Genomic DNA, 25,634 nt, shown 5'->3' with positions numbered 1-25,634 from the left:
TTGTTTAATAGTTACCAACAAAGAGTTAAGCAATTAAATAAACAACCACTAAAGGAAAACAATATGAAAACTTTTAACACAACTACACACGCAAACAAGGTAACTTCTCACTCAGTAACTAAAAAATCAGTTATTGGTTTATTGGTTATCGGTTCGTTAATGACAGCACCAAGCTATGCTTTTGATGAAGAATACAAAATCATGACAGCACAAGAAAAAGCGCAACAAGCAGATACTAATGTAGAAATAGGATTTGGATCAGGTGCTCTTGTGGGTGCTGTAGTTGCAGGGCCAATAGGGGCGTTTGTGGCTGGTTTTGTTGGTACGCTAATCGCTAAAAACGTCAATGCAGAAAATTCGATTGAAGATTTAGAGCTTACATTAGCCAGTAAACAACAGAATATTGATCACGTAATCGCACAACATCAAAAAGCATTACAAGCAACGGAACAATCATACCAAGCAGAGCTGTTATCGTTAGAAAGTAACTATAAAAAATCGGCTCAGTTGCAAGCTGAAAACTTGTTGATGAGCCTTCAGTTTTCAACAGGCTCAAGCGAAATTAAAGCCCATTACCAACAACAAATAAGCTCGCTAGCTAAAATGTTAGCCCAGTCGCCTGATCTTTCAATAGACCTTTCAGGTTATACCGATTTACAAGGTGACGAAGCATTAAACCAAGCTTTATCGTTAGCACGAGTAAATGCTGTTAAAAATGCCTTAATAAATGATGGGGTAGAAAGCGACCGCATTCAAATATTTGCTCTTGGTGAAAGCGAACCTGTAGTCGCGAGTACCGATAAAGAAATCAGTTTTTACGACCGTCGAGTAGTTATTAAGTTACATCAAACTGATGAAGGGCAAACAGCACAAAACTTTTAATTCTGTATTTTAAGTTATGTTATTCAATGTATTACAGGATATAAATTATTCTAAGGAGGTGGGTATATATTTATGAATAGATAGAAACATCAATAAATTGCTAATTGAAATTCTAGCTGATACTTATCAGCTAGAGTTTTTATTTACAAAAGCTTAAAACCATCTCTGTTTTTTCTTCAAAATCTTTATTCATTTCATCAATACTTATGCCGGTTCTTGCTCTAAGTAAATAACTTTGCCTTAAATCAAACATTAATGGCTGAGGCGAGGGCTACGTCTTTGTTAAATTTTAAAGAATAGCCCATTTTATTTTTGTATCGTTCATCACAAACTCTTGACTATAATTACTTGTTTATTATTGTGTGTGCATTACAAAATTCAGAGAGAAATAAAATGATAAGTAAAAAGTTAAGTGCAGGACAACAATTTCCAACATTATCGGTTGATAAATTAGAGGGCGGAAAATTAGATTTTTTAAACCCTAAGGGAGATTGTGATTGGCTTTTAGTGATTGTATATCGTGGTAAACATTGCTCGTTATGCAATAAATATTTATCAACCTTAAACGAGTTACTTCCTCAATTTAATGAATTAGGTGTGGATGTTGTTGCTATGTCTGCCGATCCAAAAGAAAAAGCGTTAATTCAAATGAATGAAATAAACCCAAGTTTTGAGGTAGGTTACGATTTAACTATTGAGCAAATGAAAACCTTAGGTTTATATATTTCAAATCCAAGGTCTGAGGCTGAAACAGATCGTCCATTCGCTGAACCCGGTTTATTTGTGATCAACTCATCGAACAATATTCAATTAATTGATATTTCTAACGCGCCTTTTCTACGACCTGAATTAACGTCAGTGATTAGAGGATTAGGTTTGATCAGAAATCCTGAAAATAAATATCCTATTCGAGGTACGCTAACTTATTAGTAGCTCTTTTATTATGCTTGCTCCTAATAGCGCCACTTCTCTTGTAGATAAAGTGATGTATAAAGGTTTATTTCAAGTAAGCGTGAAAATAAAGCTCCAGAATTGAATACATGGACTGAATTCATCGAATTGATACCAATGAGCAACAGAGTTCGTATTAATTACACGTAACGTAAATAACGCTTGGCAAGTTATACGCGAAGTTATATTTGTACACACTGAGGAATGAGAATACTACAGAGCAATAAAACTTCCATGGTTGGTCTTGGTCTTGTTCTTTTAATGAGAATAATTCGCGTAATTAGGTGACGAATTGCTTCTGAAAAGATAAAGAAATTTTAACAATCGAAGAGCACAGAGGAAGATAAATTGTTTTTAGAGCCATCGAAGAATCGTTTTAGCAAAATCACTTCATCAACAGTGCTTTTTATAAAGGAACGACCATTATTACAAAACATTGCTTTGAATTGATATCGCTCAAGCGCTCTGAAATACGCATATTGATCGGTAATGGGTAATAAATACTACTATAAAGTTTTTGTTGTGCCCTCTCGATCGACAATGAAAGTCATTATTAAAACGATGGGATAGAACTTTCTAATGACGAGATGGCGTTAGCTCATTAAATCAGATAACGGGCTAGTAACGCCTTTGGCACCATGCTCAATTACATGAGTATAAATTTGTGTAGTACGAATATCAGTATGACCTAATTGTTCTTGAACCGTTCTTATATCTGCACCGCGTTGTAATAAATGAGTAGCAAATGAATGTCGCAAAGTATGGCAGGTTACGTTTTTTTCAATATTGGCTTGATGCGAAGCGGCTTTAACGGCCTTACGTAAAAGTGTTTCATCAATGTGATGTCGTCTCAATAACTTTGATTCAGGATCTACACTTAAGCGAGATGAGGGAAATAAATAATGCCATCCAATGTCTTTATTAGCTTGAGGGTATTTTCTCGCCAATGCATAGGGTAAATAAACACCGTGATATTGAGGTTTTTCTAAATCGCTACAGGCAATACTTTTTGCTAATTGAATTTGTGTTTTTAGCTTACTGACTAACTCTTTGGCTAATGTAACTCGTCTGTTTTTACCACCTTTACCGTGCCATATTTGAATAGAGTGGTAATCAAAATCAATATCTTTAATTCTAAGCCTTACCACCTCCATAAGCCGAAGACCACTACCGTACATAATTTGAATAGCTAGCGAGTGCTTTTCATTGGTATGCATTAAAAGACTTTTAATTTCTTCTTTTGTAAGTACGACGGGGAGTTTGGTTTGAATACGACTTTTATTAAAAGCTAAATCGAATGTTAAGGGCTTATCGAGTACGTGTTTATATAAAAAAACGAGAGAATTTAACGCTAACGCTTGTGTTCTTGGAGCAACATTCATTTGATTAGATAAGTATGACAGAAAAGCTTCTACTTCACGATCATGTAAGTCAATAGGATGGGTCTGTTGGTTGTAGTTAATATAAGCCTTAATCCAATATAAATACGTGCCAATGGTTCTTTTAGCGTATCGTTTTAATTGCATTTTTTCTTTTATATAATCTAAAAATGGAGAACTCATATAATCACATTGGCAACTGTTTTTATATACAGTATAGCATAAATCTCGCTTTCTACAACAAAGCAGGATTTTTTCCTGCTTTTACACAGCTGCTAGCATAGGTAAAAAAGTTATATTGTTGATATTTCGATTAAAGTGACATAATCTAGGTTTTTAAAGTTGTTTGTAAATGTTTTGTGGAAAGCGGGAAATTTGCAAACTAATAAGCTGTTATATGCACTCAAATTGTATTGTTGGTTTAGCTAAAAATATTGTTATCAAACGTACTTTTGTAAACGCTGCTACGAGTTTCGCTATTATAGTTTTTCAATAGTCACTAATAAGCTTTGCCTTTTTAAAGAGACTTTTGTGGCAAAGCTATTATTTCGTTCTGGCATTTGTGGGTAGCTCAATTTATAGTGCGTTTATGACTACCGTCTTTTACTTTGAACTTGTGTATTTAAGTTCAGTTTTATCAGGCATATAACAAGCAATTCAACGGGACTTTTACAGCTGGCTGTGCTCGTTCCTCGCAATTTTAGCCAGCAATAAAAGCCCATTAATTGGGCGTTAGGCATATGGTGAACCCTGTCGATAATATTCAACCTGTAGATCAAGCATGTGAAGAATCCTCTTGGGAGATTATTTATCTTTTAAGAGAGCGTGGCCACCTTAAAGATCCCGAATCAATGACTATTATTCAAAAATACTTACTTGAATGCTGTAGGCGAATCTGGGAGCTACTTCCTGACTCAGGTAGTAGAAAAGGTGTTGAAGCTGCTGAGAAACTTTGCAGAGGTGAAATCTCATGGGAAGACGCCATGGAAACCGATTGGTATTCTGAGGGTTCGGCTTTTTTATTTGAATACGGCAAAGATACTGACCCTGAAATTAGTGAGTATATTGGTCAAATTAACTTACAAAGAACTACTATAGGTCGTTTACTTGTTCCACCCGTTTATATGGGCGAAATTGATATCAAGGAATTGCTTATGGAAGCTGCGTACTTTGCAAATACAGCCTTAAATTATCCCGGTATTAATTACGGAACTACAAAATCGCATAATCAATCAATGCGTGAAATCAGTAAATTTTTACCATTGGATTTGTTTAAAATAATGGTACCAAATTCTTTAATAAACAAGTTGGGTGAAAATATGCCTAACAAGTCATTGAAGCAGGACAAATAACAGTTGGCTTTGCTCCTGCGTCGCGATTTTAGCCAACAATTATTTGCCTCTGAATGAGGCGTTATATGCACTCAAATAGTATGGTTGGTTTAGCTAAAAATATTGTTATCAATCTTACTTTTGTAAGTGTTGCTACGGGTTTCGCTATTATAGTTTTCCAATAGTCACTAATAAGCTTTGTTGTTTTTATTACTGCGTAATGTAACAAAGCTATTATTTCGTTCTGGCATTTGTGGGTAGCTCAATTTATAGTGTGGTTATTACTACCGCCTTTTACTAGTTGCTTGTGTATTTATGTTTAGGTTTATCAGGCATATAACAAGCAATTCAACGGGACTTTTACAGCTGGCTGTGCTCGTCCCTCGCAAATTTTAGCCAGCAATAAAAGCCCATTAATTGGGCGTTATATGCACTCAAATAGTATGGTTGGTTTAGCTAAAAATGTTGTTATCAAACGTACTTTTGTAAACGCTGCTACGAGTTTCGCTATTCTAGTTTTTCAATAGTCACTAATAAGCTTTGCCTTTTTAAAGAGACTTTTGTGGCAAAGCTATTATTTCGTTCTGGCAATTGTGGGTAGCTCAATTTATAGTGCATTTATTACTACCGTCTTTTACTTTGAACTTGTGTATTTAAGTTCAGTTTTATCAGGCATATAACAAGCAATTCAACGGGACTTTTACAGCTGGCTGTGCTCGTCCCTCGCAATTTTAGCCAGCAATAAAAGCCCATTAATTGGGCGTTAGGTTTACGATGAAAATTTTAGCATTGGTATTTATGTTTGTGTCTTTAAATATTAAAGCAGAGAATGCATGTCCTATTGAGTCTGATGTAAATGATATGTACTCTCTATTTTTTTCAGTAGCGTATAAGCCCGATGAGATCGACGCCAATGCATATCAGGTAAACTATCCTGGCAAACGGAAGTCAGAAGTAGCTACCGCTTGCTTAATAAAAGCCGCATCTTTAGGTAATTGTGACGCGATAAAAGCAGCAAAACTATATTATGAAACTGGGTTTGGTGCTAAATCATTAGGTATAAATAAAGATATACTTTTAGCTAAAAAATACAAAGAGATGCTTTGGGAACAATGTAAACCTAACAAGGCATTGCAGCAGGACAAATAACAGTTGGCTGTTGCTCGTGCCTCGCTATTTTAGCCAACAATTATTTGCCTCTGAATGAGGCGTTATATGCACTCAAATAGTATGGTTGGTTTAGCTAAAAATATTGTTATCAAACGTACTTTTGTAAACGCTACTACGAGTATCGCTATTGTAGTTTTCCAATAGTCACTAATAAGCTTTGTTGTTTTTATTACTACGTAATGTAACAAAGCTATTATTTCGTTCTGGCATTTGTGGGTAGCTCAATTTATAGTGTGGTTATTACTACCGTCTTTTACTAGTTGCTTGTGTATTTATGTTTAGGTTTATCAGGCATATAACAAGCAATTCAACGGGACTTTTACAGCTGGCTGTGCTCGTTCCTCGCAAATTTTAGCCAGCAATAAAAGCCCATTAATTGGGCGTTATATGCAATTCTGAAGTAGGGTGCTTTAGCTAATAATTTAGTTGCTAACTTTTACTTTTGTAAGTGCTGCTACGAGTATCGCTATTGTAGTTTTCCAATAGTCACTAATAAGCTTTGTTGTTTTTATTACTACGTAATGTAACAAAGCTATTATTTCGTACTGGCATTTGTGGGTAGCTCAATTTATAGTGCGTTTATTACTACCGTCTTTTACTTCTAACTTTTGTATTTAAGTTCAGGTTTATCAGGCATATAACAAGCAATTCAACGGGACTTTTACAGCTGGCTGTGCTTGTTCCTCGCAATTATAGCCAGCAATAAAAGCCCATTAATTGGGCGTTAGGCATTTAGGAGAGTTTCGTGAAACGGATAGCACTTGGAGTTTTCTTATCTCCTTTGATTATTGCTCTAATTTGGACAATTCCATACTGGGGGCATAGTGCTTTAAGTTTTTGGGCGCTGTTCAATTTAGTTTTTGCTTACGTGTTTTTCTTATTTTTCGCAGCTATTTGTCATCTAATACTTCGAGCTTACGGCTGGAAAAAGTGTTGGCAATATACCTCTGTAATGTTTGTTGTCAGTTTCGTTTTAAACCTTATGTGGTCTCTCTATAGTACAGCAGGATACGATAGGTTGTTTTACTCACAAACATTAGTGGTTGAGTTTGGTCAAATTACAAATGCTGGATATTTACTAAAACTTCAAGAATCATTAATTAGTAGCATTATAATTTCATTAGCAATGGCATTGTTTTGGTATATCGCTGTTCATAAAACCAACAACAGTGTAAAAAATGCCTAACAAGCAATTTAACGGGACTTTTACAGCTGGCTGTGCTCGTTCCTCGCAATTTTAAGCCAGCAATAAAAGCCCATTAATTGGGCGTTAGCTGGTAAATCAAGGATTGGTTATGGTATCGAATCGTACACATAGGATTATTGCTGGAGTTGTTTTTCCACCCTTAGTTGGTGCATGTCTCTTTTTCTTTTTCACGGTACTACAGGCTGGTAAGGGAGGCGCATCTCAGGTAGTTACATTCTTTGTAATGATAATAGGCGCTTTTGTATTAATGGGTCTACCTTCTATATTATTTAGCTTAATAATGGAGTTTTGTGTACAACGAATTTCAAATAATAAAATAGTAATTATAGTTTCAATGTTTTTAGGAGTTGTTTGTGGTGTTCTCTTTGGGGTAGTTGGATGTATAGTTGGAGGGGCAACAGGTATATCGGTTGGCTGGTATTTAAGGCACCACTATGTAACCAGCTAACAAGTAATTCAACGGGACTTTTACAGCTGGCTGTGCTCGTTCCTCGCAATTTTAGCCAGCAATAAAAGCCCATTAATTGGGCGTTATATGGTAACAAAAGAATTCATTTGCTAAGGGATCTGTGGAAAGAAGGAGTATTGCCGCTTTTCTACAGCATAAGCGTTGAGTTTATCCAAACAACAAATTCTATTTAAAATCCCTTGACGCGTGCTAAGCTTCTTTTTAATCCTTAATCTTAAGTAAAGTTGCGTAAGTAGTGTCTTTTACTTGAAGCAACTTTACTTAAGATTAAGGATTGTCGCACAAGTTAAGGTGATTTTTTTATTTTACGCTTATGGTTATGTTGGCTGGAGCGCTTAGTGTTTATCTGAGTTACCATCTAACAAGCAATTCAACGGGACTTTTACAGCTGGCTGTGCTCGTTCCTCGCAATGTTAGCCAGCAATAAAAGCCCATTAATTGGGCGTTATATGCACTCAAATAGTATGGTTGGTTTAGCTAAAAATATTGTTATCAATCTTACTTTTGTAAACGCTGCTACGGGTTTCGCTATTAAGGTTTTCCAATAGTCACTAATAAGCTTTGTTGTTTTTATTACTACGTAATGTAACAAAGCTATTATTTCGTTCTGGCATTTGTGGGTAGCTCAATTTATAGTGCAGTTATTACTACCGTCTTTTACTTCTAGATTTTGTGTTTAAGTTAAGGTTTATCAGGCATATAACAAGCAATTCAACGGGACTTTTACAGCTGGCTGTGCTCGTCCCTCGCAATTTTAGCCAGCAATAAAGCCCATTAATTGGGCGTTATATGCACTCAAATAGTATTGTTTGGTTTAGCTAAAAATTCGGTTATTAACTTTTACTTTTTAATGCGCTGCTACGTGTTTCGCTATTGTGTTTTTCACTAGTCACTAATAAGCTTTGTTGTTTTTATTACTACGTAATGTAACAAAGCTATTATTTCGTTCTAGCATTTGTGGGTAGCTCAATTTATAGTGTGCTTATTGCTACCGTCTTTTACTTCTGATTTTTGTATTTTAGTTCAGGTTTATCAGGCATATAACAAGCAATTCAACGGGACTTTTACAGCTGGCTGTGCTCGTCCCTCGCAATTATAGCCAGCGATAAAAGCCCATTAATTGGGCGTTATATGCAATTCATGTAGTAGGGGGCTTTAGCTAATAATTTGGTTATTAACTTTTACTTTTGTAAACGCTGCTACGGGTTTCGCTATTATAGCTTTGCAATAGCCACTAATAAGCTTTGTTGTTTTTATTACTTCGTAATGTAACAAAGCTATTATTTCGTTCTGGCATTTGTGGGTAGCTCAATTTATAGTACGTTTATTACTACCGTCTTTTACTTCTGGCTTTTATATTTAAGTTCAGGTTTATCAGTCATATAACAAGCAATTCAACGGGACTTTTACAGCTGGCTGTGCTCGTTCCTCGCAAATTTTAGCCAGCAATAAAAGCCCATTAATTGGGCGTTATATGCACTCAAATAGTATTGTTTGTTTAGCTAAAAATATTGTTATCAAACTTACTTTTATAAACGTTGCTACGGGTTTCGCTATTGTCGTTTATCAATAGTCACTAATAAGCTTTGCCTTGTTAAAGAGACTTTTGTGGCAAAGCTATTATTTCGTTCTGGCTTTTGTGGGTAGCTCAATTTATAGTGCGTTTATGACTACCGGTTTTTACTAGTTGCTTGTGTATTTATGTTCAGGTTTATCAGGCATATAACAAGCAATTTAACGGGACTTTTACAGCTGGCTGTGCTCGTTCCTCGCAAATTTTAGCCAGCAATAAAAGCCCATTAATTGGGCGTTATATGCACTCAAATAGTATTGTTGGTTTAGCTAAAAATATTGTTATCAATCTTACTTTTGTAAACGTTGCTACGGGTTTCGCTATTAAGGTTTTCCAATAGTCACTAATAAGCTTTGTTGTTTTTATTACTTCGTAATGTAACAAAGCTATTATTTCGTTCTGGCATTTGTGGGTAGCTCAATTTATAGTGCGTTTATTACTACCGTCTTTTACTTCTGACTTTTGTATTTTAGTTCAGGTTTATCAGGCATATAACAAGCAATTTAACGGGACTTTTACAGCTGGCTGTGCTCGTTCCTCGCTATTATAGCCAGCAATAAAAGCCCATTAATTGGGCGTTATGTGTAAAGGAGGGGGGTGTGATTCGTAATATAATTTATATTATTTTAGCTATATTTTTCACTTTTCTAACCTATGAAAGACTCCCTAGAAATGGCTGTCAACCATCTGGAATTTGTGTTGATTTTGAAGTATTTGAACTAACAGGGATTTTGTTTTTCCTTTTAGCTATTTTATTCTCATTTCTTTGTCTAAAAAGAATCTTTAGTCAAACTAACTTTACCAACTTAATTGATTGTAATGGCAAGGATTTAACGGATATTGAGAAGTAATTTACACATAACAAGAAAATGAAGTGGGACTAATTACAGCTGGCTGCCTCACTTCGTTCGTTATTTTAGCCAGCAATAATTAGCCCCTTATTTGGGCGTTATATGCACTCAAATAGTATTGTTTGTTTAGCTAAAAATATTGTTATCAATCTTACTTTTGTAAGTGTTGCTATGAGTTTCGCTATTGTCGTTTTTCACTAGTCACTAATAAGCTTTGTTGTTTTTATTACTGCGTAATGTAACAAAGCTATTATTTCGTTCTGGTATTTGTGGGTAGCTCAATTTATAGTGCATTTATTACTACCGTCTTTTACTTTGAACTTCAGTAATTAAGTTAAAGTTTATCAGGCATATAACAAGCAATTGAACGGGACTTTTACAGCTGGCTGTGCTCGTTCCTCGCAAATTTTAGCCAGCAATAAAAGCCCATTAATTGGGCGTTAGGCGTTTATCGTTTGGTTCATTTTAATTTAATTAATAAAAGGAAGTCGTATGAATAAGGATGTAATTGTAAAATTTATTGAAAATGTTAAGTTGTTAATTCAAGAGAATGGAGAAAAAGAAGATGCTTTTTTAACAATTGAGATTGTGGAAAGTATTAATGATTTCATTAATAAAGACGACTTCTTTAATTCAAATATTATTGGAAAGTATTTAACGGAATACATATCTTCAATCATGAAAGTTAAAAGCCTAAAGTACGATGATGAAACCTTCGATGCAATATACTTTCTTTGGTCAGTTATAGATGCGTACTCTGATGAAGAGACTAGAGGTTTAGTAACATCATCGATTACAGATACTGATTCATTTTCTAACTTTAAAGTTTATATTCAAGGGATGAGGCATAATTCGTAAGCATATTTACATTATATTAATCACGCCTAACAAGCAATTTAACGGGACTTTTACAGCTGGCTGTGCTCGTTCCTCGCAATTATAGCCAGCGATAAAAGCCCATTAATTGGGCGTTATGTGCTATGAATAAATCTGCAGCAATATTTAAAATTAATGAAGCAATTTCAGATGATTCTCAAGTCATTACTCCTAAAGGGCGTGACTATGATGAATATGTAATTGAAGTTACAGATAAATTGATTGCTAATGTTATTGAACCAGTGAAAGCTAATGTAACTTCCGCTTGTTTTCCTGAATATTATTTGGATAAATATCAATCATCAGAGGTTTGGTGTATAGCTCAATGTAAGGATAATTGGTTACTTACTATCGCAAGTGAAAATGAATTTGCCCTCGGATTTGGAGATAGTCCAAACAATATAATGATGTTAGGTTTTTCTTCCTCTGATGTACTGGCTGAGTGGCTTGGTTAAAATTGCACATAACAAGTCACTGCAAAGGACTAAAAACAGCTGGCTATTGCTCGTGCCTCGCTATTTTAGCCATCAATTTTTAGCCTCTGAGTGAGGCGTTATATTTCAAGGATACTATGTCGTACGGTGTAATATTAGCCAAAATACTCCCTCAAGATTTTTTGAATGATTTTCTTGATGGTAATTTACATCTGAATAGTGATGCTTTTTTCACTCGAATAGATAATGATGGGTTTCTTCGTTCTGATCCTAATGAAGGGGCTGATGAAGCTATTCAATTTAAAAACATATCTATTAAAGACAAGGAAGGTAAATGGGTACCTATCGGAGGAGCTAAAAGCCCTTTGATTTACAGATATAATAATAAAAAGTCCCGTAATATTCTTTGTCTATATATGTTCACAACTAAAAAAAGTTATGAGTTCGACAAACGAAATATGGAATTTGGAGATGTTGCAGTTGTTATTAAAGATTTGAAAGAGTTTATTAAACGTATAAAAACTGCTTCAATCAAAAAAGAAATGGGATTATTTCAAGCTCCTGTAGAATATATAGATAAAAAGGTTCATCACGGTAAAATGGGACCTTTTAGGAAGTTCTCAGAATATGAATATCAAAGTGAATTCAGGTTTGTGCTAGATTCAGAAGTACAAATGTCAAAAGAATTTATAAAATTACCTATTGGTGATATTCGAGATATCACGATGGTTTGCCCAAGCGATAAGTTATCAGAGCTTCCTAACAAAGTTCAACGATATTGAAATATAACAAGAAATTAAACAAGGACAAAAAACAGTTGGCTTTTTGTTCACTACGTTCACTTATTTTAGCCAACCATTTTTTGCCTGTTAATTGGGCGTTATATGCAATTCATGTAGTAGGGTGCTTTAGCTAAAAAGGTTGTTATCAAAAATACTTTTGTACACGTTGCTTCGGGTTTCGCTATTATCGTTTTTCAATAGTCACTAATAAGCTTTGCCTATTTAAAAGACTTTTGTTGGCAAAGCTATTATTTCGTTCTGGCAATTGTGGGTAGCTCAATTTATAGTGCATTTATTACTACCGTCTTTTACTTTGAACTTTTGTATTTAAGTTTAGATTTATCAGGCATATAACAAGCAATTCAACGGGACTTTTACAGCTGGCTGTGCTCGTCCCTCGCAATTTTAGCCAGCAATAAAAGCCCATTAATTGGGCGTTATATTTACAATCAGCAGGGAGCATATTTTGAAACTTTCTATTATTATTTTCTTTGTTTTTCTAATTGGCGCATGCGCTTCCCGAAATAACACTGAATCTGAATTCGCTTATAAAAACAACTTTAGTTATTCTGACTTAGCAAAGTTACACAAGCTCCAATCAAAAACTAAAAAAGGGTTTCAATATGAAGTATATGAATTGATTCCAGAGCATAATAAATTTTGGTCGCCAGTAGCAAAAAAGTGCCGACCGTTAATACAGAAAGAAGGTATCAAGTCGTTTAAGTTTATCTTCGTTTTAAACAAATCAGGCGATGTTATTGATGCTAGATCCGAGCTAGATACTAATGGAGTTAATTGTTTTTTAACTGGTATTAAGCAAATTAAGTATCCATCACCACCATACGAAAATTGGTATGAGATAGTGAGTGTAAAGTAAATATAACAAGCAATTCAACGGGACTTTTACAGCTGGCTGTGCTCGTCCCTCGCAATTTTAGCCAGCAATAAAAGCCCATTAATTGGGCGTTAGGTGCACATGAAAGCTGCTATTTTCGTATTCTTAATTGGGGTAAGTTTGTTACTTTACTCTTTCATCTTAGAGCCATATTCAGATCCTGAGTTATTTAACCAACAATATATGTCGTTGGATAACTCTCAAAGTGCTGAATTTTATGCTTTAAGAGAGGAAATGCTAACACCTAAATATTTGCTACAAGATCTTGGTATAACCATCATTTCATTCTTATTTATTCTAATGTTACTTTTAAAACTTGGTAAAGGTAAAATTAAAACGCCAAATAAACCTTTGTTAATACTATTAGCTTTCACTCTTCCATTTATTACTGCTGCTGGTTCAGTTTTTGATTTATTTCAAGGGTTATTTCGAGGTGAGTTTCCTCACTGGGCAGACTCAATAGGTATTCCATTATCAGGTATCCCCATTATTTTTATTGTACTTTTTATTTGGTCAATGTTGCATTTGTTATTTATCTCAATAGGTCAGACTCCGGTAACTAAAGTTAAAATAACTCCTTTACCTATATCTTCTTCACTTAGCTTTAAGCTTAATCCATGGATTATTTTTGTATCATTCATAACCATTATTTTAACTTGTTTGTCTACAGTATATGGACAGTATTGGGTTTCAGTGCCAGGGGTATTTTGGTTATATTATTATTTATCCATTGGAGCTATCCGACTGGAAGCAAAGTGCACCTAACAAGCCACTCAAGCGGGACTAAAAACAGTTGGCTACTTTCGCTCCGCTCGGTATTATAGCCAACAATTTTTAGCCCCTTAGTGGGGCGTTATATTTTTAATCAGGATCGGAGTTTATGTTAAGAAAAGGACTTAAATACTTATTCATATTAATAGGTATTGGAGCCGTGCTTTATGCACTTTTTGTTTACTTGGTTGTTATAGGGCTTCAAAAAGAAGAAGAACAAGAAAGAGTTGCAATTATTGAACTACTCAATAATACCAAAGTTATCACTGAGGTGACTGGCAATATTTCAGAAGTCGAACGAGTAATATCAGGTCAGTACGATGAAAGCATAGAAGAGCGAGAGAGTATTTCATTTTCTGGAGATTTAGGTTCCGCAGTAATTGAAGGTTCACGGGTTTCAAACGGTGAAGTTGTGTTTATTAATGGAAGCATAACCTTAAAAGGTGAAAGTTTTCCGATGGAGTTTAAATACCCTGAAGGCACAACCGAGTTTAACTTTGATTGGGATTTTGAATTTAGCTTTTAAAAATATAACAAGTTGCTTAAACGGACAAAAAACAGCTGGCTTTTGCTCGTTCCTCGCTAATTTTAGCCAGCTATTTTATTGCCGCTTAGCAAAGCGTTAGAATTATAAGGATATCCCCAATGTTTAGGTTATTATTAATTGTTTTTTTACTATCTGGTTGTGCAGCAACTGAGAACAAACCACTAACGATAAGCAACAAAGAGGCTTTAGGAAAAATAGGTGTTATTTCTACGATTGGTGATGATCTATTATGTAAATACATTGGTTTTACTATCTTTAACAACAAAGAAAATAATTATAAAATCCCCAATAAGTTCAATGAAGTGCTTACCACTAAAATTACTGAAAAACTATCTAATTTAAACTTTGTTGTTGAACCTTTAAATAGTGACTTAGTTACTTATAAAAAAGATGAAAAAGGTGCTTCGTCTTTTAAAAATATCAAATTTAATGAATCAGTTATTGCTGCCAAATCGATTGATACCTTAGTAATTTATGATGGTAGTCTTCGTTATAATTCTACAGGTGGATATTATGCTAGGGAAAACGCCCTAAATACCTTCGCAGGTTTGTATGTTTATAGTCTATCATCGAAAAAATTAATTGGTGTCTCTTCCATGTATAAAACTGATTTAAAAAGAAAGTTTAGTTGTGAACTTGATTCACTGTCACCAACAAGTGATATGTTTAACCTTATTGAAAAGTCAGGATTAGAAATACAAAAAGAACTTGTAAATAATGTCTTTGTAATTGCAAAATAATTCTAACAAGAAATTAAACAAGGACAAAAAACAGTTGGCTTTTTGCTCGTGCCTCGCTAATTTTAGCCAACAATTTTTTGCCTGTTAATTAGGCGTTATATGCACTCAAATAGTATGGTTGGTTTAGCTAAAAATATTGTTATCAACCTTACTTTTGTAAACGCTGCTACGAGTTTCGCTATTATCGTTATTCAATAGTCACTAATAAGCTTTGCCTATTTAAAAGACTTTTGTGGCAAAGCTATTATTTCGTTCTGGCTTTTGTGGGTAGCTCAATTTATAGTGTGGTTATTACTACCGCCTTTTACTAGTTGCTTGTGTATTTATGTTTAGGTTTATCAGGCATATAACAAGAAATTCAACGGGACTTTTACAGCTGGCTGTGCTCGTTCCTCGCAATTTTAGCCAGCAATAAAAGCCCATTAATTGGGCGTTATATGCAATTCATGTAGTAAGGTGGTTTAGCTAAGAATTTAGTTACTAACTTTTACTTTTTTATGCGCTGCTACGAGTTTCGCTATTGTAGTTTTTCAATGGCCACTAATAAGCTTTGCCTTTTTAAAGAGACTTTTGTGGCAAAGCTATTATTTCGTTCTGGCATTTGTGGGTAGCTCAATTTATAGTGCGTTTATTACTACCGTCTTTTACTTTGAACTTTTGTATTTAAGTTTAGATTTATCAGGCATATAACAAGCAATTCAACGGGACTTTTACAGCTGGCTGTGCTCGTCCCTCGCAATTTTAGCCAGCAATAAAAGCCCATTAATTGGGCGTTAGGTGTTTTTTCTTTATGTTTATTATTGTTTTAAATCGGCTTTGAATTTAAAGTATTATGCTTTGTTAACAAGGTTAAACTTTTAAGTTTTTAATTTTGTGTTTTATCAAAATCAGGTGATTAAGGAAAAATCATTAACTTCTGTGAAAAGGACTTTTCAATTCAAGTATTCTTTTCTCGGTTAAACTTTCTCACTTTAATTTTGAATTATAGCTTTGTGCCTTTGTTAAGTGTTTTGGCGGTAAACCGCGCAAGTATTGGTTAAGCACCTAACAAGCCAAATCAGCAGGACAAATAACAGTTGGCTTTGCTCCTGCGTCGCTTATTTTAGCCAACAATTATTTGCCTCTGTTTGGGGCGTTATATGCAATTCTGAAGTAGGGTGCTTTAGCTAATAATTTAGTTGCTAACTTTTACTTTTGTAAGTGCTGCTACGAGTATCACTATTGTAGTTTTCCAATAGTCACTAATAAGCTTTGCCTATTTAAAAGACTTTTGTTGCAAAGCTATTATTTCGTTCTGGTATTTGTGGGTAGCTCAATTTATAGTTTATTTATTACTACCGTCTTTTACTTTAAACTTCAGTATTTAAGTTTAGGTTTATCAGGCATATAACAAGCAATTCAACGGGACTTTTACAGCTGGCTGTGCTCGTCCCTCGCTATTTTAGCCAGCAATAAAAGCCCATTAATTGGGCGTTATATGCAATTCATGTAGTAGGGTGCTTTAGCTAAAAATATTGTTATCAAAAGTACTTTTGTAAACGTTGCTACGGGTTTCGCTATTATCGTTTTTCAATAGTCACTAATAAGCTTTGTTGTTTTTATTACTTCGTAATGTAACAAAGCTATTATTTCGTTCTGGTATTTGTGGGTAGCTCAATTTATAGTGCATTTATTACTACCGTCTTTTACTTTGAACTTTTGTATTTAAGTTTAGATTTATCAGGCATATAACAAGCAATTCAACGGGACTTTTACAGCTGGCTGTGCTCGTCCCTCGCAATTATAGCCAGCAATAAAAGCCCATTAATTGGGCGTTATATGCAATTCATGAAGTAGGGTGCTTTAGCTAACAATTTGGTTATCAACTTTTACCTTTGTAAACGTTGCTATGAGTTTCGCTATTGTCGTTTTTCAATAGTCACTAATAAGCTTTGCCTTGTTAAAGAGACTTTTGTGGCAAAGCTATTATTTCGTTTTGGCAATTGTGGGTAGCTCAATTTATAGTTCATTTAAAACTACCGTCTTTTACTTTGAACTTCAGTAATTAAGTTAAAGTTTATCAGGCATATAACAAGCAATTCAACGGGACTTTTACAGCTGGCTGTGCTCGTCCCTCGCAAATTATAGCCAGCAATAAAAGCCCATTAATTGGGCGTTAGGTTTTCCGGAGAATTAGTTGAATACTGGTAATTGGGATAGCGCCATTATTAAAAGTATAAGTTATGTCAGTATCATTTTTTCTGCATATGTTTGGGTTATCGCAAAATCAACTAATGACATTTTTAGCTCTATTGGATCTTTATTTCTTTATCTAAGCTTTTATTTATTCTTTTCTATTTTAGGCTGGCTATTTATCGGTTATCCAATGCATTGGCTTATTTGTAAATATACAAATAAGCATTATGGTTACTATGTTTTAACAGCTTTCCCTTTAGGTTTATTATTTTATTTTGTTTTCCCTCTGTTTTACTATGTTTTTCCTATGTATTATTTTATGGTAGCAATGCAAATATTGATTTTTAGACTTTTCGTGTTTAAAAAAGCTATATCTTTTACAGATGTAATGAAGGTATTAATTTTTAAGGTTTTACGCATTTAAAACCTAACAAGGCATTGCAAAGGACTAAAAACAGCTGGCCGTTGCTCGTGCCTCGCTATTTTGGCCATCAATTTTTAGCCTCTGAATGAGGCGTTATATGCACTCAAATAGTATTGTTTGTTTAGCTAAAAATATTGTTATCAATCTTACTTTTTTATGTGCTGCTACTAGTTTCGCTATTATCGTTATTCAATAGTCACTAATAAGCTTTGCCTATTTAAAAGACTTTTGTTGGCAAAGCTATTATTTCGTTCTGGCATTTGTGGGTAGCTCAATTTATAGTGCGTTTATTACTACCGGTTTTTACTAGTTGCTTGTGTGTTTATGTTTAGGTTTATCAGGCATATAACAAGCAATTCAACGGGACTTTTACAGCTGGCTGTGCTCGTTCCTCGCAAATTTAGCCAGCAATAAAAGCCCATTAATTGGGCGTTATGAGTACCTATGGTTCGGAAGTTAAATCTAGCCGAGGAAGAAATAATGAGTCAACTTCTTCAGCTCGCAAATATGGAAGTTAATCTAAAAGCTCTTATTGTTAAACCACTTGATGATGGTGGCATGGGGAGTTTAGCTTTTGGCCCAAATCATGAAAATAGGATGTTTGGGAGGCAAGCCTCAGAATATACCTTTGAAGATTCAGATGGTACAAAAGTCTTAGCAACTCTATATCTTGATAAAGAAGGTGAAATTTACGAACTAGATGTTTGGAAAGTTGATTTTTCTCCAACTCAAAGGTTAAAGTAAGTACTCATAACAAGCCAATTAAGCGGGACTAAAAACAGTTTGCTCGGTTTCGCTTCGCTTCACATTTTAGCAAACAATTTTTAGCCCCTTATTGGGGCGTTATATGCAATTCATGAAGTAGGGTGCTTTAGCTAACAATTTGGTTATCAACTTTTACTTTTGTAAACGTTGCTATGAGTTTCGCTATTGTCGTTTTTCAATAGTCACTAATAAGCTTTGCCTTGTTAAAGAGACTTTTGTGGCAAAGCTATTATTTCGTTTTGGCAATTGTGGGTAGCTCAATTTATAGTTCATTTAAAACTACCGTCTTTTACTTTGAACTTCAGTAATTAAGTTAAAGTTTATCAGGCATATAACAAGCAATTCAACGGGACTTTTACAGCTGGCTGTGCTCGTCCCTCGCAAATTATAGCCAGCAATAAAAGCCCATTAATTGGGCGTTATATGCAATTCATGTAGTTGGGTGTTTTAGTTAAAATTGTTTTTACCAAAAGTACTTTTGTAAACGCTGCTACGGGTTTCGCTATTGTAGTTTTTCAATAGTCACTAATAAGCTTTGTTGTTTTTATTACTGCGTAATGTAACAAAGCTATTATTTCGTTCTGGTATTTGTGGGTAGCTCAATTTATAGTGCGTTTATTACTACCGTCTTTTACTTCTAACTTTTGTATTTAAGTTCAGTTTTATCAGGCATATAACAAGCAATTCAACGGGACTTTTACAGCTGGCTGTTTCGTTCCTCAACATTTTAGCCAGCAATAAAAGCCCATTAATTGGGCGTTATATTTTCAAAGCAGGTCGAGTATGCGAATTCTATTAGCATTATATTTCTTTTCATTCTTTGCCAGTGCAACAAGTTGTGTTGAAACTGAAGAACAAAATGCAAAATGGGATGCTGCCTATGCGAGTAAATTTAAAATAAATAGTGAGTTAAATGAAAGCACATACAGTATTTCAGTTTCAATTCCTCAAGAGATTGACGGGCAACCATTTAATTTAGCCGGGATGATTATAGGTGATAAAAATAATCCAGCGTTTTATTCCGCACTAAAAATATTTGAAGACGAAGGTGAGGCTAAAGTGTGGTTCCTCGTTAAAGCCGATGCTATTGAAAAGCATAACTTAATTTTTAGTTACGGAGATGGGTGTGGTATATCTATAAACGTACCTGTTGCTGTGAACTGAAAATATAACAAGTCATTAAAGCAGGACAAAAACAGTTGGTTTTTGCTCCTTCGTCGCTTATTTTAACCAACTATTTTTTGCCTCTTAATGAGGCGTTATGTGTTTTTCAGGTGAATGTGAAATTTGAAGTATATTAAACTATTTCTAGTTGGTACTTGGATCGCAATTAAGGTTTTCTTTTGTTTTGTAACCTTTATTGTGCCATTAAGTTTAGCCTTCGATTACTTTGAGGGTAAAGATATTAGTGTTTACTTCACATTTAGTTTTGTACTTAATCTCTTGAGCCACCCATTAATAATCGGTTTACTCTCAATATTCATTTTGTTGTCTTGTATAAATCAGATAATATTGTTTAAACGCAACACATAACAAGAAAATGAAGTGGGACTAATTACAGCTGGCTGCCTCACTTCGTTCGTTATTTTAGCCAGCAATAATTAGCCCCTTATTTGGGCGTTATATGCACTCAAATAGTATGGTTGGTTTAGCTAAAAATATTGTTATCAATCTTACTTTTGTAAGTGTTGCTACGGGTTTCGCTATTATAGTTTTCCAATAGTCACTAATAAGCTTTGTTGTTTTTATTACTGCGTAATGTAACAAAGCTATTATTTCGTTCTGGCATTTGTGGGTAGCTCAATTTATAGTGTGGTTATTACTACCGCCTTTTACTAGTTGCTTGTGTATTTATGTTTAGGTTTATCAGGCATATAACAAGCAATTCAACGGGACTTTTACAGCTGGCTGTGCTCGTCCCTCGCAAATTTTAGCCAGCAATAAAAGCCCATTAATTGGGCGTTATATGTAAAAGGAAGTATAGTGTCACCAAATGTTTTAGCTGACTTAATTATCAGCCTTGTTCTAATTTGTGTTGGTTTAGGGTTAATAGCTCACGGGAAAAAGCTTAAAAGTACTCCTCCTGCTAAATCTAATTTTGCTTCGCCTAATGTTTTTATCGTATTAGGTTCAATAATGTTAGTTACTCAGTTAATGGAATTGGTTAAAACGTATATGTAATTTACATATAACAAGCAATTGAACGGGACTTTTACAGCTGGCTGTGCTCGTTCCTCGCAATTATAGCCAGCAATAAAAGCCCATTAATTGGGCGTTAGGTTTACGATGAAAATTTTAGCATTGGTATTTATGTTTGTGTCTTTAAATATTAAAGCAGAGAATGCATGTCCTATTGAGTCTGATGTAAATGATATGTACTCTCTATTTTTTTCAGTAGCGTATAAGCCCGATGAGATCGACGCCAATGCATATCAGGTAAACTATCCTGGCAAACGGAAGTCAGAAGTAGCTACCGCTTGCTTAATAAAAGCCGCATCTTTAGGTAATTGTGACGCGATAAAAGCAGCAAAACTATATTATGAAACTGGGTTTGGTGCTAAATCATTAGGTATAAATAAAGATATACTTTTAGCTAAAAAATACAAAGAGATGCTTTGGGAACAATGTAAACCTAACAAGGCATTGCAGCAGGACAAATAACAGTTGGCTGTTGCTCGTGCCTCGCTATTTTAGCCAACAATTATTTGCCTCTGAATGAGGCGTTATATGCACTCAAATAGTATGGTTGGTTTAGCTAAAAATGTTGTTATCAAACGTACTTTTGTAAACGCTGCTACGAGTTTCGCTATTCTAGTTTTTCAATAGTCACTAATAAGCTTTGCCTTTTTAAAGAGACTTTTGTGGCAAAGCTATTATTTCGTTCTGGCAATTGTGGGTAGCTCAATTTATAGTGCATTTATTACTACCGTCTTTTACTTTGAACTTGTGTATTTAAGTTCAGTTTTATCAGGCATATAACAAGCAATTCAACGGGACTTTTACAGCTGGCTGTGCTCGTCCCTCGCAATTTTAGCCAGCAATAAAAGCCCATTAATTGGGCGTTATATGCAATTCATGTAGTAGGGTGCTTTAGCTAATATTTTGGTTATTAACTTTTACTTTTGTAAACGCTGCTACGGGTTTCGCTATTATCGTTTTTCAATAGTCACTAATAAGCTTTGCCTTGTTAAAGAGACTTTTGTGGCAAAGCTATTATTTCGTTCTGGCATTTGTGGGTAGCTCAATTTATAGTGCAGTTATTACTACCGTCTTTTACTTCTAGATTTTGTGTTTAAGTTAAGGTTTATCAGGCATATAACAAGCAATTCAACGGGACTTTTACAGCTGGCTGTGCTCGTCCCTCGCAATTTTAGCCAGCAATAAAAGCCCATTAATTGGGCGTTATATGCACTCAAATAGTATGGTTGGTTTAGCTAAAAATGTTTTTATCAAAGGTGCTTTTGTAAACGCTGCTACGGGTTTCGCTATTATGGTTTTTCAATAGTCACTAATAAGCTTTGTTGTTTTTATTACTTCGTAATGTAACAAAGCTATTATTTCGTTCTGGTATTTGTGGGTAGCTCAATTTATAGTGCGTTTATTACTACCGTTTTTTACTTCTAACTTTTGTATTTAAGTTCAGTTTTATCAGGCATATAACAAGCAATTCAACGGGACTTTTACAGCTGGCTGTGCTCGTTCCTCGCTATTTTAGCCAGCAATAAAAGCCCATTAATTGGGCGTTATGCTTTTTTACAATTTAACAAGGACGTACCTATGAATAAACTTATACTAATTTTTCTGATCGCTGGAGGATATTACTATTACAGCACTTTACCGGTAACTTACGATATTGCAGATGTAAATAATAATCCTGTACCAACCTCAGAATATATTAAGCACTTTGAGGCTCTGGCTCATGATTCATGTAAAAATAATGCTAAAGATTACAACATAGAACTAAACAAATGTCCGTCTTATATAAATAAGAAACTGGCTAAATGCCAAAGTAAATTACCTAGCTCGCTTCCAGACGTTATTGATAATAGAGAGCTTGGGAAAAATATAATAAGCAATTATTTTCAGTGTATTGCTCCAGCTCCACATTGCAACGGCTTTGAAATATTAGATGACTGGGATTTTCAAAAGTATTGCCGCAAAGCATAACAAGTCGTTTAAGCAGGACAAATAACAGTTGGCTTTTGCTCCTGCGTCGCTTATTTTAGCCAACATATTATTTGCCTCTTAACGAGGCGTTATGTACAAATTGTGTAAATCTAACTATGGAGAGTAATATGGATATAAATTTAACAACGGGTTCGGTAGCTTTTTTATTTGGGATATTGAGTGCTAAATGGGCAATGGAATTAGGTTATTCACAATTCACCCAGATAATTATTTTCTGTTTAGGTTTAATAGCTGGACCGCTAGTATTATTTTTCTTATACATTCGTCTTTTATATCAACGTAAAGAAAATAATCAATCAGGTACTAAGTTTTTTGGCCATCAAGAAAAAGAAGTTAATCAAAGCAGTAATTGTACATAACAAGTTGCTTAACAGGACAAAATACAGTTTGCTGTTGCTCGTGCCTCGCACATTTTAGCAAACTTTATTTTGCCCATTAGCAAAGCGTTAGGTTTTTATCATGAAGTATCGCAAACAAATATTTCAGTTTTACAATTTGGTACTTTATTTGGCATTTTTAATGTCTGCATTTCTGTTATCGGAAACTATAGATTTAACTGTTAAATCAGGTTTAAATTTTAATAAGCAAGTTGTGCCTTGGCTATTAATTTCTCTGGCAATAACGATTGCTCTATACCTTTATAAAAGTCAGGCTAAGGTTTATATAAAACGAAATTTCGACGTTTAGGTGTAATCAAAACCTAACAAGGCATTCAACGGGACACATAAAGTTGGCTATGTTCACTCCGTTCACTATTTTAGCCAACATTTATTTAGCCCGTTAATGTGGGCGTTATATGCACTCAAATAGTATTGTTGGTTTAGCTAAAAATATTGTTATCAACCTTACTTTTGTAAACGCTGCTACGGGTTTCGCTATTGGAGTTTTCCAATAGTCACTAATAAGCTTTGTTGTTTTTATTACTGCGTAATGTAACAAAGCTATTATTTCGTTCTAGCATTTGTGGGTAGCTCAATTTATAGTGCAGTTATTACTACCGTCTTTACTTCTAGATTTTGTGTTTAAGTTAAGGTTTATCAGGCATATAACAAGCAATTCAACGGGACTTTTACAGCTGGCTGTGCTCGTCCCTCGCAATTTTAGCCAGCAATAAAAGCCCATTAATTGGGCGTTATGTTTACCTTGTAGTTTGACTTATTTTGAAAGGTTAATGAAAGATATTTTATTAAAGTGGAAAAAGATTAAGTTGCAAATTAACACTATTGTGACGTTAGTGTTTGTCGCTTCTATTGCTCTCATGTACATGGAATTTATAAAGCCAATTGACGCTTATCACATAATTGTATTTTCATTGCTGTGTGTATTTTCATATCTTTTATATGAATTGTTAAAAAATAAATTTATATTCATAGACTCTAAAAAATTCTTATTATTTTCCTTTATGGGTATCCTTGTATTACTATTTTATTTTGCAATAATTCTTACAGGTTTGTTGGTGTTATTTGATGGTTTAGTTAATTAGTAAACATAACAAGTCGCTCAAGAGGGAAAATTTACAGTTTGCTGTTTTCGCTCCGCTCAACATTTTAGCAAACAATAAATTTCCCCTTAGCGGGGCGTTATACACAAAATGGAGCTCCCATTATTCGATGACAATCTGGATACTATTCTACTTATTTGAAGTGATTTTTTGGTTGTGGATAATAAGGTGGAACGGCGCTGAGTGGCTAGAAGGTACACTAACATCAGGCTTCCTTATTCATCACTTTGCTCCCACCTGGAGTGCTGATGGCATAAAGCTATTCGTATGGATATATTTTATTGCAGCTAGTATTTGGTTTGTTGTTGGTATTTTTCAGCCGTCTGTTCGGTTTATGTAGGGTAGCGTATAACAAAGCTATGCACCGGAACAGCTAGGCTACGTTTTGCAATTTATGCATTTCGCTGGCGCTCCATTAACATAAATTACAACTACGCCTAGCTGTCCGGTGATAGCGGCGTTATATGCAATTCATGTAGTAGGGGGCTTTAGCTAATAATTTGGTTATTAACTTTTACTTTTGTAAACGCTGCTACGGGTTTCGCTATTATAGCTTTGCAATAGCCACTAATAAGCTTTGCCTTGTTAAAGAGACTTTTGTGGCAAAGCTATTATTTCGTACTGGCATTTGTGGGTAGCTCAATTTATAGTGCGTTTATTACTATCGTCTTTTACTTCTGGCTTTTGTATTTTAGTTCAGGTTTATTAGGCATATAACAAGCAATTCAACGGGACTTTTACAGCTGGCTGTGCTCGTCCCTCGCAAATTTTAGCCAGCAATAAAAGCCCATTAATTGGGCGTTATATGCAATTCATGAAGTAGGGTGCTTTAGCTAATAATTTGGTTATTAACTTTTACTTTTGTAAACGCTGCTACGGGTTTCGCTATTATAGCTTTGCAATAGCCACTAATAAGCTTTGCCTTGTTAAAGAGACTTTTGTGGCAAAGCTATTATTTCGTTCTGGCTTTTGTGGGTAGCTCAATTTATAGTGTGGTTATTACTACCGCCTTTTTCTAGTTGCTTGTGTATTTATGTTTAGGTTTATCAGGCATATAACAAGAAATTCAACGGGACTTTTACAGCTGGCTGTGCTCGTTCCTCGCAATTTTAGCCAGCAATAAAAGCCCATTAATTGGGCGTTATATGCAATTCATGTAGTTGGGTGCTTTAGCTAAGAATTAGGTTAATAACTTTTACTTTTATAATTGCTGCTACGAGTATCGCTATTGTAGTATTTCAATAGTCACTAATAAGCTTTGTTGTTTTTATTACTACGTAATGTAACAAAGCTATTATTTCGTACTGGCATTTGTGGGTAGCTCAATTTATAGTGCGTTTATGACTACCGGTTTTTACTAGTTGCTTGTGTATTTATGTTCAGGTTTATCAGGCATATAACAAGCAATTCAACGGGACTTTTACAGCTGGCTGTGCTCGTTCCTCGCAATTTTAGCCAGCAATAAAAGCCCATTAATTGGGCGTTATATGCAATTCATGAAGTAGGGTGCTTTAGCTAATAATTCGGTTACTAACTTTTACTTTTTAATGCGCTGCTACGGGTTTCGCTATTCTAGTTTTCCACTAGTCACTAATAAGCTTTGCCTATTTAAAAGACTTTTGTTGGCAAAGCTATTATTTCGTTCTGGTATTTGTGGGTAGCTCAATTTATAGTGCATTTATTACTACCGTCTTTTACTAGTTGCTTATGTATTTATGTTTAG

The 25,634-nt window shown here is 34.6% G+C and carries 23 protein-coding genes; 22 read left to right on the top strand and 1 reads right to left on the bottom strand.

The genetic code is table 11. The features are described 5' to 3' along the window. The first annotated feature begins 63 nt into the window (after nucleotides 1–63). Nucleotides 64–882, top strand: a complete 819-nt coding sequence (gene pdsO / locus AC0L5Q_RS04645) for a sortase-associated OmpA-like protein PdsO (RefSeq protein ID WP_473614801.1) — start codon at nucleotides 64–66, stop codon at nucleotides 880–882. 393 nt (nucleotides 883–1,275) lie between these two features. Further along, entirely contained in the window at nucleotides 1,276–1,812 is a 537-nt protein-coding gene (locus tag AC0L5Q_RS04640) for a peroxiredoxin-like family protein (protein WP_473614798.1), read from the top strand. 614 nt (nucleotides 1,813–2,426) lie between these two features. On the opposite strand, the gene AC0L5Q_RS04635 is transcribed toward AC0L5Q_RS04640, so the two are convergent. Beyond that, complete coding sequence (locus AC0L5Q_RS04635) at nucleotides 2,427–3,395, bottom strand: integron integrase (protein WP_473614796.1); 969 nt, start codon at nucleotides 3,393–3,395, stop codon at nucleotides 2,427–2,429. A gap of 557 nt (nucleotides 3,396–3,952) precedes the next feature. On the opposite strand from AC0L5Q_RS04635, the gene AC0L5Q_RS04630 reads away from it, so the two are divergent. From AC0L5Q_RS04630 to AC0L5Q_RS04535, 20 genes are all read left to right on the top strand, one after another. Next, nucleotides 3,953–4,564: a hypothetical protein gene (locus tag AC0L5Q_RS04630; protein ID WP_473614792.1), complete on the top strand. Its 612-nt coding sequence runs from the start codon at nucleotides 3,953–3,955 to the stop codon at nucleotides 4,562–4,564. 753 nt (nucleotides 4,565–5,317) lie between these two features. After that, nucleotides 5,318–5,692 carry a hypothetical protein gene (locus tag AC0L5Q_RS04625; RefSeq protein ID WP_473614751.1) on the top strand — a complete coding sequence of 125 codons (375 nt, stop codon included), beginning with the start codon at nucleotides 5,318–5,320 and terminating at the stop codon, nucleotides 5,690–5,692. Nucleotides 5,693–6,458: 766 nt separating this feature from the next. After that, nucleotides 6,459–6,899 (top strand): hypothetical protein, encoded by a 441-nt coding sequence (locus AC0L5Q_RS04620; RefSeq protein ID WP_473614789.1) that lies wholly within the window; start codon nucleotides 6,459–6,461, stop codon nucleotides 6,897–6,899. 109 nt (nucleotides 6,900–7,008) lie between these two features. After that, nucleotides 7,009–7,368, top strand: a complete 360-nt coding sequence (locus AC0L5Q_RS04615) for a hypothetical protein (protein WP_473614785.1) — start codon at nucleotides 7,009–7,011, stop codon at nucleotides 7,366–7,368. Nucleotides 7,369–9,561: 2,193 nt separating this feature from the next. Then, nucleotides 9,562–9,813 carry a hypothetical protein gene (locus tag AC0L5Q_RS04610; RefSeq protein WP_473614782.1) on the top strand — a complete coding sequence of 84 codons (252 nt, stop codon included), beginning with the start codon at nucleotides 9,562–9,564 and terminating at the stop codon, nucleotides 9,811–9,813. 492 nt (nucleotides 9,814–10,305) lie between these two features. Next, a complete protein-coding gene (locus AC0L5Q_RS04605) occupies nucleotides 10,306–10,671 on the top strand; it encodes a hypothetical protein (protein WP_473614147.1) in 366 nt (121 codons plus the stop codon). 122 nt (nucleotides 10,672–10,793) lie between these two features. Further along, nucleotides 10,794–11,144 carry a hypothetical protein gene (locus tag AC0L5Q_RS04600; protein ID WP_473614778.1) on the top strand — a complete coding sequence of 117 codons (351 nt, stop codon included), beginning with the start codon at nucleotides 10,794–10,796 and terminating at the stop codon, nucleotides 11,142–11,144. 116 nt (nucleotides 11,145–11,260) lie between these two features. Further along, nucleotides 11,261–11,905 carry a hypothetical protein gene (locus AC0L5Q_RS04595; RefSeq protein ID WP_473614774.1) on the top strand — a complete coding sequence of 215 codons (645 nt, stop codon included), beginning with the start codon at nucleotides 11,261–11,263 and terminating at the stop codon, nucleotides 11,903–11,905. A gap of 466 nt (nucleotides 11,906–12,371) precedes the next feature. After that, entirely contained in the window at nucleotides 12,372–12,782 is a 411-nt protein-coding gene (locus tag AC0L5Q_RS04590) for a hypothetical protein (RefSeq protein ID WP_473614771.1), read from the top strand. A gap of 99 nt (nucleotides 12,783–12,881) precedes the next feature. Then, nucleotides 12,882–13,565: a hypothetical protein gene (locus tag AC0L5Q_RS04585; RefSeq protein ID WP_473614767.1), complete on the top strand. Its 684-nt coding sequence runs from the start codon at nucleotides 12,882–12,884 to the stop codon at nucleotides 13,563–13,565. A 115-nt stretch (nucleotides 13,566–13,680) separates the two neighbouring features. After that, nucleotides 13,681–14,097, top strand: coding sequence for a hypothetical protein (locus AC0L5Q_RS04580; RefSeq protein ID WP_473614764.1), 417 nt, complete (start codon nucleotides 13,681–13,683; stop codon nucleotides 14,095–14,097). Between the two features lie 119 nt (nucleotides 14,098–14,216). Next, nucleotides 14,217–14,858, top strand: a complete 642-nt coding sequence (locus AC0L5Q_RS04575) for a hypothetical protein (protein WP_473614760.1) — start codon at nucleotides 14,217–14,219, stop codon at nucleotides 14,856–14,858. Nucleotides 14,859–17,034: 2,176 nt separating this feature from the next. Beyond that, nucleotides 17,035–17,457, top strand: coding sequence for a hypothetical protein (locus AC0L5Q_RS04570; protein ID WP_473614757.1), 423 nt, complete (start codon nucleotides 17,035–17,037; stop codon nucleotides 17,455–17,457). Nucleotides 17,458–17,901: 444 nt separating this feature from the next. Further along, on the top strand, nucleotides 17,902–18,201 hold the full coding sequence (locus tag AC0L5Q_RS04565) for a DUF6984 family protein (RefSeq protein ID WP_473614753.1): 300 nt from the start codon (nucleotides 17,902–17,904) through the stop codon (nucleotides 18,199–18,201). A gap of 804 nt (nucleotides 18,202–19,005) precedes the next feature. Next, nucleotides 19,006–19,386 (top strand): hypothetical protein, encoded by a 381-nt coding sequence (locus tag AC0L5Q_RS04560; RefSeq protein WP_473614098.1) that lies wholly within the window; start codon nucleotides 19,006–19,008, stop codon nucleotides 19,384–19,386. An 819-nt stretch (nucleotides 19,387–20,205) separates the two neighbouring features. Continuing rightward, entirely contained in the window at nucleotides 20,206–20,403 is a 198-nt protein-coding gene (locus AC0L5Q_RS04555; RefSeq protein WP_473614222.1) for a hypothetical protein, read from the top strand. A 105-nt stretch (nucleotides 20,404–20,508) separates the two neighbouring features. Then, a complete protein-coding gene (locus AC0L5Q_RS04550; RefSeq protein WP_473614751.1) occupies nucleotides 20,509–20,883 on the top strand; it encodes a hypothetical protein in 375 nt (124 codons plus the stop codon). Between the two features lie 1,116 nt (nucleotides 20,884–21,999). Beyond that, nucleotides 22,000–22,389: a hypothetical protein gene (locus AC0L5Q_RS04545; RefSeq protein ID WP_473614748.1), complete on the top strand. Its 390-nt coding sequence runs from the start codon at nucleotides 22,000–22,002 to the stop codon at nucleotides 22,387–22,389. A gap of 128 nt (nucleotides 22,390–22,517) precedes the next feature. Then, complete coding sequence (locus AC0L5Q_RS04540) at nucleotides 22,518–22,769, top strand: hypothetical protein (protein ID WP_473614144.1); 252 nt, start codon at nucleotides 22,518–22,520, stop codon at nucleotides 22,767–22,769. A 1,251-nt stretch (nucleotides 22,770–24,020) separates the two neighbouring features. Continuing rightward, on the top strand, nucleotides 24,021–24,251 hold the full coding sequence (locus AC0L5Q_RS04535) for a hypothetical protein (protein ID WP_473614744.1): 231 nt from the start codon (nucleotides 24,021–24,023) through the stop codon (nucleotides 24,249–24,251). Nucleotides 24,252–25,634 lie beyond the last annotated feature (1,383 nt).

The sequence above is a fragment of the Pseudocolwellia sp. G5-9 genome (assembly GCF_055808995.1).
The sequence above is the reverse complement of the archived record's forward strand: the minus strand, read 5'-3'. Positions and strand labels throughout refer to the sequence as shown.

Bases quoted from the DNA above. Each gene is read 5' to 3' on its own strand.
- AC0L5Q_RS04550 (WP_473614751.1), top strand. From the start codon at position 20,509: ATGAAAATTTTAGCATTGGTATTTATGTTTGTGTCTTTAAATATTAAA.
- AC0L5Q_RS04605 (WP_473614147.1), top strand. From the start codon at position 10,306: ATGAATAAGGATGTAATTGTAAAATTTATTGAAAATGTTAAGTTGTTA.
- AC0L5Q_RS04575 (WP_473614760.1), top strand. From the start codon at position 14,217: ATGTTTAGGTTATTATTAATTGTTTTTTTACTATCTGGTTGTGCAGCA.
- AC0L5Q_RS04535 (WP_473614744.1), top strand. From the start codon at position 24,021: ATGACAATCTGGATACTATTCTACTTATTTGAAGTGATTTTTTGGTTG.
- AC0L5Q_RS04560 (WP_473614098.1), top strand. From the start codon at position 19,006: ATGCGAATTCTATTAGCATTATATTTCTTTTCATTCTTTGCCAGTGCA.
- AC0L5Q_RS04630 (WP_473614792.1), top strand. From the start codon at position 3,953: ATGGTGAACCCTGTCGATAATATTCAACCTGTAGATCAAGCATGTGAA.
- AC0L5Q_RS04565 (WP_473614753.1), top strand. From the start codon at position 17,902: ATGGTTCGGAAGTTAAATCTAGCCGAGGAAGAAATAATGAGTCAACTT.
- AC0L5Q_RS04595 (WP_473614774.1), top strand. From the start codon at position 11,261: ATGTCGTACGGTGTAATATTAGCCAAAATACTCCCTCAAGATTTTTTG.
- AC0L5Q_RS04545 (WP_473614748.1), top strand. From the start codon at position 22,000: ATGAATAAACTTATACTAATTTTTCTGATCGCTGGAGGATATTACTAT.
- AC0L5Q_RS04580 (WP_473614764.1), top strand. From the start codon at position 13,681: ATGTTAAGAAAAGGACTTAAATACTTATTCATATTAATAGGTATTGGA.
- AC0L5Q_RS04635 (WP_473614796.1), bottom strand. From the start codon at position 3,395: ATGAGTTCTCCATTTTTAGATTATATAAAAGAAAAAATGCAATTAAAA.
- AC0L5Q_RS04600 (WP_473614778.1), top strand. From the start codon at position 10,794: ATGAATAAATCTGCAGCAATATTTAAAATTAATGAAGCAATTTCAGAT.
- AC0L5Q_RS04540 (WP_473614144.1), top strand. From the start codon at position 22,518: ATGGATATAAATTTAACAACGGGTTCGGTAGCTTTTTTATTTGGGATA.
- AC0L5Q_RS04585 (WP_473614767.1), top strand. From the start codon at position 12,882: ATGAAAGCTGCTATTTTCGTATTCTTAATTGGGGTAAGTTTGTTACTT.
- AC0L5Q_RS04625 (WP_473614751.1), top strand. From the start codon at position 5,318: ATGAAAATTTTAGCATTGGTATTTATGTTTGTGTCTTTAAATATTAAA.
- AC0L5Q_RS04640 (WP_473614798.1), top strand. From the start codon at position 1,276: ATGATAAGTAAAAAGTTAAGTGCAGGACAACAATTTCCAACATTATCG.
- AC0L5Q_RS04615 (WP_473614785.1), top strand. From the start codon at position 7,009: ATGGTATCGAATCGTACACATAGGATTATTGCTGGAGTTGTTTTTCCA.
- pdsO (WP_473614801.1), top strand. From the start codon at position 64: ATGAAAACTTTTAACACAACTACACACGCAAACAAGGTAACTTCTCAC.